The 12517-nt window shown below is 45.1% G+C and carries 14 protein-coding genes; all 14 read left to right on the forward strand.

Annotated elements, in window-relative coordinates:
* The first annotated feature begins 96 nt into the window (after positions 1–96).
* The 14 genes from DSOL_RS01220 to DSOL_RS01285 all read left to right on the forward strand — a co-directional run bounded on the left by DSOL_RS01220 (position 97) and on the right by DSOL_RS01285 (position 12515).
* Positions 97–708: a hypothetical protein gene (locus tag DSOL_RS01220; RefSeq protein WP_345788353.1), complete on the forward strand. Its 612-nt coding sequence runs from the start codon at positions 97–99 to the stop codon at positions 706–708.
* 57 nt (positions 709–765) lie between these two features.
* Positions 766–1851 carry a ferredoxin oxidoreductase gene (locus tag DSOL_RS01225; protein WP_075363064.1) on the forward strand — a complete coding sequence of 362 codons (1086 nt, stop codon included), beginning with the start codon at positions 766–768 and terminating at the stop codon, positions 1849–1851.
* Positions 1852–1896: 45 nt separating this feature from the next.
* Positions 1897–2628 carry a thiamine pyrophosphate-dependent enzyme gene (locus DSOL_RS01230; protein WP_427854366.1) on the forward strand — a complete coding sequence of 244 codons (732 nt, stop codon included), beginning with the start codon at positions 1897–1899 and terminating at the stop codon, positions 2626–2628.
* A 4-nt stretch (positions 2629–2632) separates the two neighbouring features.
* A complete protein-coding gene (locus tag DSOL_RS01235) occupies positions 2633–3208 on the forward strand; it encodes a 2-oxoacid:ferredoxin oxidoreductase subunit gamma family protein (RefSeq protein WP_075363066.1) in 576 nt (191 codons plus the stop codon).
* Positions 3209–3247: 39 nt separating this feature from the next.
* Positions 3248–3505, forward strand: coding sequence for a 4Fe-4S dicluster domain-containing protein (locus DSOL_RS01240; RefSeq protein WP_075363067.1), 258 nt, complete (start codon positions 3248–3250; stop codon positions 3503–3505).
* A gap of 135 nt (positions 3506–3640) precedes the next feature.
* Positions 3641–4594, forward strand: coding sequence for a DUF2935 domain-containing protein (locus tag DSOL_RS01245; protein ID WP_075363068.1), 954 nt, complete (start codon positions 3641–3643; stop codon positions 4592–4594).
* Between the two features lie 200 nt (positions 4595–4794).
* Entirely contained in the window at positions 4795–6369 is a 1575-nt protein-coding gene (locus DSOL_RS01250) for a spore germination protein (RefSeq protein ID WP_170871414.1), read from the forward strand.
* Between the two features lie 2 nt (positions 6370–6371).
* On the forward strand, positions 6372–7463 hold the full coding sequence (locus DSOL_RS01255) for a GerAB/ArcD/ProY family transporter (protein WP_075363069.1): 1092 nt from the start codon (positions 6372–6374) through the stop codon (positions 7461–7463).
* Positions 7463–8689 (forward strand): Ger(x)C family spore germination protein, encoded by a 1227-nt coding sequence (locus DSOL_RS01260; RefSeq protein ID WP_075363070.1) that lies wholly within the window; start codon positions 7463–7465, stop codon positions 8687–8689. The genes DSOL_RS01255 and DSOL_RS01260 overlap by 1 nt, the downstream gene beginning before the upstream one ends.
* 28 nt (positions 8690–8717) lie before the next feature.
* Positions 8718–8948, forward strand: coding sequence for a sigma factor G inhibitor Gin (locus tag DSOL_RS01265; RefSeq protein ID WP_075363071.1), 231 nt, complete (start codon positions 8718–8720; stop codon positions 8946–8948).
* Positions 8949–9096: 148 nt separating this feature from the next.
* Complete coding sequence (locus DSOL_RS01270) at positions 9097–10521, forward strand: aminotransferase class I/II-fold pyridoxal phosphate-dependent enzyme (protein ID WP_075363072.1); 1425 nt, start codon at positions 9097–9099, stop codon at positions 10519–10521.
* An 11-nt stretch (positions 10522–10532) separates the two neighbouring features.
* Complete coding sequence (locus DSOL_RS01275; RefSeq protein ID WP_075363104.1) at positions 10533–11405, forward strand: DNA polymerase III subunit; 873 nt, start codon at positions 10533–10535, stop codon at positions 11403–11405.
* A complete protein-coding gene (locus DSOL_RS01280) occupies positions 11398–12213 on the forward strand; it encodes a PSP1 domain-containing protein (protein WP_075363073.1) in 816 nt (271 codons plus the stop codon). Before DSOL_RS01275 ends, DSOL_RS01280 begins: the two co-directional genes overlap by 8 nt.
* Entirely contained in the window at positions 12210–12515 is a 306-nt protein-coding gene (locus tag DSOL_RS01285; protein ID WP_075363074.1) for an initiation-control protein YabA, read from the forward strand. The genes DSOL_RS01280 and DSOL_RS01285 overlap by 4 nt, the downstream gene beginning before the upstream one ends.
* Positions 12516–12517: the final 2 nt, after the last annotated feature.

Raw genomic sequence — 12517 nt, forward strand, 5'->3', positions numbered from 1 at the left:
CCATGGATTTACAACTTAACACAAAGAGGTGAGACTCTGAAAAGAATAGTCGAAGCATATGTAGGGGAATATGCCAGTGGAAAAAGTGAATGTGCAGTGAACCGTGCACTAGAGTTGTTACCCTTGCCAAGTGTCCAACATCCAATTACTTTAGTAGATTTAGATACCGTCGAACCAACCTATACCTTGCGTCCAATTCGAGAGGAACTTATAGGGCTTGGACTCGATGTTGTGGCATGGTCAACCGCCGAAACGACGGGATTGGGAGAAGCTGGATCTGTAATTCGTCCGGAGATGCGTTGGGTTCTCAAGCGCCCTGGCAGTCTTATCCTTGATATTGGCTATGGCGTGCAAGGGGCTAAAACTTTGAATATCATCGAAGGAGCTTGGGATGACCAAGACCTCAAGATTCTGGCAGTCCTCAATCTTGGGCGTCCATTAACAGGATCGTATGAAGATATGCTGGATTATGTCCGAGAACTGGGGCCGATACACGGACTGATTAATAACTCCCATTTAGGGGAGGAAACAACGGTTTCCTTTATCCAAGAAGGGGCTCGGGTTGTGTCTGAAGTTGGAGAAGTGCTACATATTCCAGTTGTCGCCACGACAGCGGATGAGAAGTTGCGTGATAAATTAGGTTCTAGTGATGGGTTGGGGCACCCTGTGCGTTATTTGACACGCTTTATGCCCCATGCCTTTTGGTAATAGGGGTTTCAACCCTTTTGCATTTGCTTTAAAAACTTAGGAGGTGTAAAACTAAATATGGCAGGAAAACCAATTGAGGGTGAAAAACGGGCATTTATGACCGGTAATGAAGTTTGTTCTTGGGCTGCACTTGCTGCTCAAGCAGACATCATGTATGGTTATCCGATCACGCCCCAAAATGAAATTATGCATTATTGGACTCGTCTAGCCCCTAAATATGATAAGAGGTTCTTACAGACCGAAGATGAACTCTCGGCTGGTTTTACAACGGTAGGAGGGGTGTTATCCGGAGCCAGAGCATTTACCGCGACGGGTGGACCAGGAAACGTCCTAATGCAAGAGCCTATCTCCATGGCAGAAATGATGCGGGTCCCGACCGTGATGGTGATTCAACAGCGAGGGGGCCCATCCACAGCGACTGTAATCTACTCTCAGCAGGAGGTTAATCTGACAACCTATGGTGGAAATGGAGAAGGTCATCGTATCGTTTACTCAACAGCCACACATCAAGATCTTTTTGACTATACGATTAAATCGTTTAATATGGCTTGGAAATATCGCTTTCCAACCTTCGTGTTAGGGGATGGTTACCAAGCTAAAATGCGTGAATCCTTAACGATTTATGATCCGGAGTTTAGAGGAATCAAAATGGTTCCGTCTGAGCCTTTAGTTGGACAACCTGGTATGCCCGGTGTGGAGAGGGATCCTTCTCTTTTGCGCAATACGTATAACACGGAAGAAGAACTTTATGCCGTCATTAAACAGTATCAGAAAGATTACGACGAAATGGCTCCTCAAATTGTTGAGCATGAGGAATTTGACTGCCAAGATGCCGATGTGATCGTGCTGACGCACGGGGTGGTGAGTCGGTCAGCCAAAATGGCAGTCCGAGAACTTCGGGCAGAGGGTCTCAAAGTTGGGTACTTCCGACCGATCACCTTGCGTCCCTTTCCAACCGAAGCTCTGAAGAAGGCAATCTCCTCGGCAAAACGCATTTTCTTGGCAGAGTCTGCTGAGGGACAATTCTACCGTCTCGTAAGGCAAAGCATTTACGGTGAAACCGTGCCAATGGATACCCTGTTTAAACCGGGGGTCGGGATTACGAGCGAGGAATTGATCGAGAGACTAAGAACCTTTTTTTAGGATGACTGACGGAAGGAGGTATTTGTTGTGACTGTTGAATTAAATATGCCAAACTCATGGAGACAAGAAACGAAACCCCATAAATTCTGCCCCGGTTGCGGACATGGCCTAGTTTTAAAGGCCCTTGGACAAGCAATTGACGAACTTGGGATTCAAGATAAGGTGGTTTTTGGGTGTGATATCGGCTGTTCCCTCTTGGCGTGGGACTTTTTTAACTGCGACACAGTTCAAACTCACCACGGACGGACAACTCCAGTCATCACTGGGGTTAAGCGTGCACGTCCAGATCGTGTGGGCATTGCCTATATGGGTGACGGCGGTGGTTATGCAATTGGATCTCAACACTTGGTTAACGCTGCCATGCGAAACGAGAAAATAACGGTAATACTTGTAAATAACGCCAATTATGGTATGACTGGTGGCCAAATGGCTCCGACCACACTACCCGGTATGAAAACTGAGACAACTCCGTATGGTCGTGATCCGGAAATGACGGGTTACCCGATGCAAGGGCCGGAAATGGTCGCTGCCATTGTTCGTGAAGGGGGCTATGTTGCGCGTGGTTCGATTGCTAATGTTCGTCAGGTAAAAACCTTTGTTAAGCGGGCACTGGAAAACCAATTGGCTGGTAACGGGTTCTCGTTCGTAGAGATCCTGTCCTCATGCCCAACCAACTGGAGTACGAACGCCAAGGACACCTGGAATTTCGTAGAGCAGGAAATGCCCAAATTCTTTAAAGTCGGCGAACTCAAGGTTCCCGCGAAGAAGGAGGAGTAGTTCAATGGCAAATGTCATTAAAATTGCTTTAGCAGGCGAAGGCGGCCAAGGGGTACAATCTGTGGCTCAAATCATGACCAATGCTGCTAATGATGCGGGAAAAGAGGCCCTCTATATTCCAAACTTCGGCGTGGAACAACGTGGCGGTGTTTCCATTGCGTTTTGTCAGATTTCGGATGAGAAAATTGGAGCTCCAAAATTCGAAACAGGAGATATTGTTATTGCATTGAGTGATCGTGCCGTCGTTCGTTGTCAACAGTATGTCGGTCCTGGTACGATCTTTGTCTACGAGGCTTCAATCGAAGGGGTTGACGAGTTCCTACCGAAGAATGCCAAAAAGGTTCTGGCTATTCCGGCTTTGAAAATTGCCAAGGAAGAACTTCATCCGCGTGTCTTTAACGTCATCATCTTGGGAGCAACCCTCAAAGCCACTAATATAATGAGCATGGATGATGCTAAAAGCGCTTTGGAAAAAAAATTAGGGTATAAATTTGAGCAAAATCCAAAGCTCCGTGAGCTAAACTTCAAAGCACTTGAGCGTGGTGCTGAGATTATCGAACAGCTCTTAGCGAGCAAGTGATGTATTATAAGATGCCACTGAGAAAGGAGGGACCCCCCTGTGTCCTTAAAGGATAACGCCATCACGATCGACGGACCCAAAGCCGAATGGACTATTTTCCCTCACCTTTGCAAGGGTTGTGGTTTATGCATCGAGAAATGCCCGGTAAAAACCTTGGAATGGTCTGATAAACTGGGTGTTTATGGAACCCCAGCACCACACGTGAAAGAAGAAATCCCTTGTATCGCCTGCAACATGTGCGAACTCGTTTGCCCGGATGCTGCGATTAAGGTTATTAAAAAAGACGTGCGAAAATAAGTGATTTTCATGGGGTGTCCTTGGAATGAACGAAGAAAAGAACTGCCGAAATTTGACGGCAGTTCTTTTCTTTGTAACATAGGTGAACATTGTGATTTGATGAAGAATAATATGAGCAAAAGAAGATAGAAAGGGGTGCTGGTTACGGGTAGTGTGCCGCTGGTTGGAAATTTCGTACGTGAGTCCTTGGATCTTCACTTGTTTTTTGCCCGGATTATGAGAGAACACGCCATTTTTATGCAAGCTGGTTTTTACCCAAAAGATGTTACTTATGTTCAGCAAGCGGAACAATTTAAGTGTCAATATGATGAACTTCTTAAGGAAGCCATCATGCTGAGTGATTGTACGGCATCTGTGGATGTGCTGAACTCAAGGGAATTGGTAACAGACAAAACGCTTCGTGCAGAACAAAAGACTCAGGAGTTGACAGGGATCTTCATTGATATGGTATTAACGACGGAAGAATTGAAGTTGATACCGGATTTGGGGACGATTCCACCGGGTATCGAAACCCAAGTTAGTGGCTTAAATCAGAAAGCAATGGTTTTAACAACCTCCTTTGCAGAGTTCAAGGCTATGGTATTAGATCAAGTCACCCAGTGCTGTCTGGCTACCAATCTATTTCCTTCACAGCTTGAACATGTCTATAGAGAAGCCTTGTTTTATCTTAAAATTTTGAAACGACTGCAAAACAATCAATTTGTGGATGCTCGTGTGGACCTGCTTGAGCAAGAAGTATTTTGGGATGAAATTATGGGTGAACATGCTGAGTTTGTTGCGCATTTCTTAGATCCGTCTGAAAAGAAACTTTGCCAAAAAGCGAGAGACTTAGCGCGACGCTTTGAGAAGTTGGAACAAAAGATGAAGGGGGAAGGTATACCGGCTTCCGGCTTCGGACAACTAACCCAAAAGAATCTCAGTGCAACTTTAGCCGTTGCCGAATTTAAAGCTAGAGGAACAGAACTCATCCTGGACTGTCAGTTAAAGTCGTTGTTATCCCCCCTCTTAATCGATCATACACTGAGGGAAGCTAACTATTATTTAAGGATTTTACAAACGTGGAAACCTGGGTATCTCGGAAGGGGTTAAAAACACATTCCTTTCTTCGTTTGAGATTTATTAATTTAACTTAGGGGCCGGTTCTGGGCTTACATGCAAGCCCAAGAACCGGCCCCTAACTTGCGCGGGGAGAAGGGGGTTTGGTTATGCGGAGTAGAGAAGAGAACCACAGACTGGCGCATAATCGACTCGTTGTCGGACAAAATAAGCTAGATAAGGGGGGAGAAAACGTGCGCAGCTGGATGAAAATGATCAAAGAACTTACCATTCGCCCGAAGGTGAGGCAGATACGGAAGTCTCCCTCGTATTCTTTTGACGAGGAGCTGAATAAGCCTTTATCCGGACAGACAGTGAAGGAGATCTTATCAAAGAGTAGCGATGTCTTGTTCAGAGAGTTCTTCCTCCAAGGGAAAGAACGTATTCCCTGTATATTAGCTGCAGTGGATGGGCTAGTTGATAAAAATCTGCTGGACCATTTTATTTTAAAACCTCTCATGGTGGATTTGGCAGGACATCAGGAATTAGCTCAAGTGACATTATCAAATGTTGTGGATAAAACACTCCAGAGTCTACTCCCCGGCCTAGAGATTAAGAAAATATCCAAAATGGGAGAAGCGGTTGATGCCATCTTATCTGGCGATTCAGTAATTTTCTTCGGCGACTTGACGGATGCTATCGTCATCGGTGCCAGGGGATGGGCTAATCGCGGCGTTGCTGAACCGATCACGGAGTCGATCGTCAAAGGGCCACGTGAGGGATTTTCGGAAACGCTTCGAATTAATACCTCACTTTTGCGGCGCAAGATAAAACATCCCTCCTTGCGGATAATCTCTTTAAAACTTGGAGATTTAACGAATACCGATCTAGTAGTTACCTATATTGAGAAAATAGCAAGTCCAGATATCGTCTCGGAAGTCCTGAGGAGGATAGGCACCATTAAGATGGATGCCATGCTAGGGAATGGATATATCGAGGAAATGATTGAGGATAATCCCTATTCGCCCTTTCCTCAAATCTCCTTTACGGAGCGTCCAGATGTCCTGGCGGGAAAGCTTCTAGAAGGGAAAGTGGGCATTATTGTCGACGGAACCCCCATAGTACTTATGGTACCAGTAGTATTGACGCAGTTTTTAAATGTGAATGAAGACTATTACCAACGGGCTATGGTTGCAATCCTTTCTCGCTTTGTCCGGTATTTAGGAGCATTTGTATCCATCTTGGCTCCTAGCATCTATATAGCAGTAACGACGTTTCATCAGGAAATTATACCGACAGATCTTCTGATGAGCATATCGGCAGGCCGGCAGGGAGTGCCCTTTCCAGCCCTTCTAGAGGCCTTAACTATGACGGTTGTTTTAGAAATATTGCAGGAAGCGGGGCTCCGCTTACCAAAACCTATTGGGTCGACGATTGGAATTGTAGGGGCACTTGTCATCGGCGATGCAGCGGTGAAGGCTAGCCTGGTCAGCCCACTGATGGTCATAATCATTGGATTGACAGCTGTAGCGAGTTATGCAATTCCAACTTTCGATTTGAGTTTAGCGGTTCGGCTCATTCGATTCCCACTTATGATTTTGGCGGGTATCCTTGGTTTCTTTGGGGTCTCTGTAGGTCTATATGTGATCACAATTCACCTGCTAAGCCTTCGTTCTTTCGGAGTGCCTTACCTAAGTCCGATTGCCCCTTTGCGGATACGGGCTTTATTACAAGATACGTTTGTTCGGGCACCCTGGTGGGCGTTAAAACGTCGTCCTCAACTTTTAGACGTTGAGGAACCCCGATCAGGAGGGAAAGGGAAAGGGTAACGATGGAAAGAATATCTCCGCATCAATTCATGATATTAGGGGCAGCCGTACTTATGGGTACAACGTTTCTCCCTGTAGCATCGATAGTTACTGTAGCCAGTGGACGGGATGGCTGGATGACGGTCTTACCGGGATTTGCCGTTGGAATTCCTTACGGATTAATGGTGCTTTCCCTTCTATCCCAGTATCCTAGCAAAAATCTATTGCAGATTACAGAAATACTCCTTGGAAAATGGATGGGAAAAATCATAGGAGTCATTTATATTTTAATTACAGGTTATTTTGGCGGCTTGTTGCTAGGTCAAACTGGGGATATTTATGAGAGTTCAATTATGCCCTTAACCCCCATCTGGTTGTTCTACTTAGGTGGATTATTACTTGTTTTCTATTTGGTGAGTTTTGGGATCGAAGTATTTGCGCGTTTTTCCGAAGTCATCTTTCCAATAATCGTGATTGCGCTGGCTTTGAATATTGGCCTCTCCATACCGCGGATTGAACAGGGGGAACTTTTGCCTATTTTAAGTGAGGGATTAATACCGCTTTTTTGGGGGGGACTCAAAGTAGCACCCTTTGCAATGGAATATATTCTTTTTTTAGCGGGAATCCTTACGTTTCTACCTACCGGTGTGAAAGAGCTTGGACAATTAAAGACAGGGGTTTGGCGAGCAGTTTTCTTGGTAGGAACTTTAGACATGTTGGTCGTCTTAATACAAATTCTTGTTTTTGGACCGATAGAAACTACCCGTTTGGTATATGGGTTACTTGTATTAGGCAAGATGGTGGAAGTAAGCCGAACAGTTGCTGGAGTGGAATCCTTATTTTTAGGGGTTTGGCTTGGGGCCCTGGTGATAAAGATCAGTGCTTTCTTTTTCACGGCGACCTGGGGCTTAGAAACCGTTTTTTACTTGAAAGGGTTAAAATGGAGACTTGCTACGGGTGTCGTATTTTTGGGGATCGCCTTTGGTTTTATAAGAGGCCCTAATTTGATTAGGGAAATTTCGCTCGTTGACGATTATTTGATTTTACCTTTCGCGTCCGTTTGGATCCTTACCCTTTGGGGAGTCTCGCGTTGGAAGAAGGGAGCAGGTGTTTAATGAGAAGTAATGGGGGAAAAGAACGCAAAATAGGACTTGTATTAATCTTGATTGCCTGCCTTTTGTTTTTAACTGGATGCTGGGGAAAGCGGGAAGTGGAGGAATTGGCGCCTCTAATCGGGATAGGATTTGATCCCGGGCAGAAACCAGGGACTTATATCATTACACAACAATTAGCAAAACCTAAACAAGCTGGGGCAACTGCTGCAGACGTTGAAGATCGGACCTTTAGTATAGAGGCATCGAGCGCCCGGGAAGCGTATGAGAAGGTTTATAAGATCTCAAGTCGCATGCCTTTTATGGGTTCCCTGAAGGTGGTCGTTATTGGTGAGGATGCGGCGAAAGCCGGTTTTAAAGATATCTTGGATTTTGTCCAACGTTTTTCTGAATTTCGCCGGTCGATGTACATAGTTATAGCTAAAGGAAAAGCTCAAAATTTATTAGATTTGAAATTACGAAATGGGCAATTACCAGCTATGAGTATTAAAAATCATATTGAGCAAGGGGAAAATTTATCGACATTCCCGACGGTTCGTTTAGGGCATTATCTTACCGTTTTAGGTACAAAATGTACGGCGCCAATTATCCCTGTGGTAGAGAATATAAAGTCGGGAGACGGAGGCATAAAATACAAAGACGGAAAGGAGGGTGAAGAGATACAGATACAAGGTGCGGGTGTTTTACGAGGGGATCACCTTGTTGATCTTCTCACGGACGAAGAAACCAAAGGGTATATGTGGCTAGATAACGATGTTATACATCGCTTAATCAACACGGTGGGCATCGGAGAAAGTAAGGTTAACTTTGGTGGGCAAGTCCTTAATTCTACGACTAAGTACAAAGTGCCCGATAAAGATGGAACAATAGAGCTGCGATACCAGATCAAAACAGATATTACGGTTGATGAAGTCATGGGATTAAAGAAACAGCTTTCTGAGACGGAGTGGGTGGATCTTATGAAAGAGGCAGAAAAGAGCTTTGCTAAGGAGATTGAGAAAGAATGTGAGCTTTCTATCAAGAAAGAAAGAGAGCTGGGTCTTGATTTTTTGGGAATTGGACGGCACATCGAACAGAAAAATTCGGCGTATTGGAAGACGGTAAAGGATCATTGGGAGGAGAAGATTGCGGACTTCCCGGTTTCAGTCAATGTAGAAGTCACGATTCATCATTCGGGAATGTCAAGCAACAGCGTAACGACTAATTCAACGGGAGAGGGGGAAGAATAGAGGAAGAAGTAAATAGGGGGAATATAAGATGATTATTCATGAAGAAAAAATAGAAGGGCAGGAAACCCTCGTGAACGAGGGAAAAGTTCTCCCAGTGTGTTATCGTTGCGCTCAGGTACCGAAAAATGGGCTATATGATGGTTTCCGAGTTGAGGGAATGTTTTTCTGTTCGGATTGTCAGCAAGAACTATTTACAGCTGAGCAAGGTTCGCCAGAATATCAAGAATTTCTATTTTTAATCAAGGGGCTTCTTTTTTAAACGTATCAGATTCGCATGACACATCACGGTTAATTGCGACTGTGATTTCCCAATATGGATGAAAAATTCCCTAACTTATGTTAAAATGTAAGGAATACCATGTGTCAGGTTTGTGTTCTGTTTACTTAGGTTGAATGGAGGGTCATCGGTGGGTGATCTTGGAGAGGGATTGATCCGTTATCAGAAACAGGGATTTTGCTCTTTCCATACTCCTGGCCATAAAGGTCGACAGGAGTTTTTTAATGGTTTAGACCTTCTGGATTCCGACTTAACTGAGCTTCCAGGGCTTGATATGCTTCATGCACCAAGTGGGATAATTGCTAAAGCGCAAAAACGATCGGCTGAGGTTTTTGGAGCGGAGGAAACGTATTTCCTGATTAATGGGGGAACCGTTGGAAATCAAGCGATGTTTCTTGCTTTGGAAGATACAGCAGATAAACGGGTGGTTGTGGAGAGAAGCTCCCATCGTTCCGTCATGTCGGCCTTGGTGTTAAGTGGCCTGAAACCAGACTACCTTATGCCGACAGTTCATCCGGAGTTTAATCTTCCCTTAGGATTAGATGTGGAACAACAATGCATTTTATGGTCAGAGATGTCTGCCTGTCATGTCACGTATCCCAGTTATTACGGGACAGGCTTTGAATTAAATCGTTTATTGGATGAGAGAAAACGTTTGGGATTAAAGACGCCGATTCTTGTCGATCAAGCCCACGGCTCACATTATCTTGGATCCCTCTTTCCGCCGAGTGCTTTGAAGCTCGGAGCTGACCTTGTCTTACATAGTTCCCACAAGACGTTAAGTGCCTTGACCCAGTCCGCAATGCTCCATGTCCAAGGGGAAAGAGTCTCTCGCACTCGTTTGAGGCAGGGCTTGGAACTTTTGCAATCATCGAGTCCGAGCTATTTGTTTCTAGCTTCGTTAGAAAGAGCTGGAGAATTCGCTTTGGATTTTGGACGGTGGGAGTGTCTTCAGGAAGAAATCGCAAATCTCCATCGAAAAGTGGGCGAAGACTTTCGTATTCTTTCTCCCAAAGATATTGGAACTTACGGCATTCATACCGTGGATTGGTCCAAAGTCCTGATCAATACATTGCCGTTAGGTGTTTCTGCACCTCAGTGTGTGAACTATCTCAGAGAGGAGTTCCGCATTGAACCGGAGTTATGGGACGAGGAAAACATTTTATTTATGTTAGGAATTGGGAACACAGCGGAGGACGTGCGAAGGCTTACGAAGGGGTTAGAGGGTTTAACGCATTTTGCACACTCGGTTGGCCGTACCGAATTAAAAAAGAAAAGGGGAAATGCGAGGAATCGAATCCCTCCTTTACCTCAACTCGTTCTATCTCCAAGGGAGGCTTTCTTTGCGCCTAAACGTCAAATCCCTCTAAAAGAGAGTTTAGGTCATATTGTTGGGGAAACGATCTCTCCCTATCCGCCGGGAATCCCAGTCGTTGTCATGGGAGAAGTAATGACTCATGAGATTCTGGATGCGCTACTCGCGTCTGGAGAGGGGCGATGGCAAGGGTGGGACGGTTTCGAAAGTCAAAGAATCTGGGTGGTCGAGGAGGGGTAAGGGTGAAGATCATGAATCTACAGTTAGCACTTTTGGAGAAGGCGGCACGTGAAGAACGCTTAGCACATCTCTTATTGTTTTATGGAGAAAGTGCTTTGCATCAACGGGAAGTGGCTCTCAGGTTAGCACAGATTTTAAACTGTAGCCATCCTACGCCAGAGGGACCGTGTCAAGCATGTCCATCTTGCCATAAGATTCTTAGTGGAAACCATCCGGATGTTCTGTGGTTGAAACCGCCTAAAACGAGCCTCGGGATCGAGCAGGTTCTTACCTGGCAGGAAAAGGTCTACCTTAAGCATTACGAGGGAAAGTATAAAGTATCTGTTATCGAGCACGCGGAGTCCTTAACATTACCCGCAGCAAATGCTCTCTTAAAGGTTATTGAAGAGCCTCCGGAGCGGACGGTTATTATCTTGAGTGCGGAAAATGCCGAAGGAATTCTACCGACAATCCTCAGCCGTGCCCAGGTTGTCTATTTCCCCAATTATTCTGAAGAGGTCTGGTTAGAGGGAGAGGAAGACCAGCTGGAAGCTGTTCAAGCCTTAGAGTTAAGTGGAAAAAACCAAAATTTGGCGACAGCTATTTTGGAACACGGTGTTTCGTCACTACAAAAGTGGGTAGCAACCTTTCGAACTGTAGTGGAAGAAAGAGATTTTCTTAAACTCTTTCTTCTTTTCCCGATTGACAAGCAGCACGCCAGTCTTTATTTGCAGGTCATGGCGGTTCAGACCCAAGAAGGAATTCAAAAAGGTATCATTCATCCTTTTGAGCTTTTGGCCATCGGAAAAGCACTTGATGTCTTACGACAACAAGTTAATCCGAGACTAGTAATTGAAGTTCTAGCTTTAGAATTATTCCAACAAGGAGGGGCTCTCTGTGATTGAGGTTGTGGGCGTTCGCTTTAAACACGCTGGGAAAATATATTATTTCTCTCCGGGAGACCTTAAGCTTGCTGCATCTGATAAGGTGATTGTGGAAACAGCAAGGGGTATTGAATTTGGGGAATTGGTCATCCCCCCTCGTCAAGTTGCTGACGAGGAAGTGGTTCTGCCTTTGAAGCAAGTTATGCGTAAGGCGACGGCCTCGGATGAACAGTTCGTCGAACAAAATAGAACCAAAGAAAAAGATGCTTTCCAGATCTGCTTGAAGAAAATAGCAGAACATCAGTTACCCATGAAATTGGTCGATGTTGAGTATACGTTTGACGGGAATAAGATTATCTTTTCCTTTACGGCAGAGGGGCGAGTGGACTTCAGGGAATTGGTGAAGGACTTAGCGGCAATCTTTCGGACGCGCATAGAGCTACGCCAAATTGGGGTGCGAGATGAAGCCAAAATGCTCGGTGGAGTTGGTTCTTGTGGGCGGATTCTCTGCTGTACTTCCTTTTTAGGGGATTTTGAACCCGTCTCGATTCGAATGGCTAAAGATCAAAAGCTCTCTCTTAATCCAACTAAAATTTCAGGAATTTGTGGTCGGCTTATGTGCTGTCTTAAGTATGAAAATGGCTGCTATAAATCCGAAGAAAAAGAGCATTGTCCACGTAACAACCCTCAAGCTGGGGAAAAGATGGTTGAAGACATAGATGAACAGACTATCCGGGTAGAGAGCACTTTCTCTCCTAAACCTGATGGGAGAGTGCAACAACGCAACCGGAAAGGGGAAAGGCCTAAGGGAAAGAGTGATCGAGTATGAGCCAGTTGACTCAGGCTCTTACCGAAGTGGAAGAAAAATTACGGTCCCTTCTTGAAGAGGTTAACCGTTTGAAGCCTTATGTACAAGCTTTGGAGGAAGAGAATATAAAGTTGAAACGGGAAATGGCCCTTCCAGAAAAAGAAACGGAACGTGTTATTGCTAATGCTGAACACATTCAAGGAGTCGCGCATGATAATCTTGTGCGACTGTATCAAGAAGGTTTCCACGTTTGCCACCTTCATTTTGGGCAACCATTGGAAGGGGATTGCCTGTTTTGTATGGGCTTTTTGAGGAAGGATTGATA

It is taken from the genome of Desulfosporosinus metallidurans (genome assembly GCF_001936615.1).
In the GTDB taxonomy this organism is placed as follows: domain Bacteria; phylum Bacillota; class Desulfitobacteriia; order Desulfitobacteriales; family Desulfitobacteriaceae; genus Desulfosporosinus; species Desulfosporosinus metallidurans.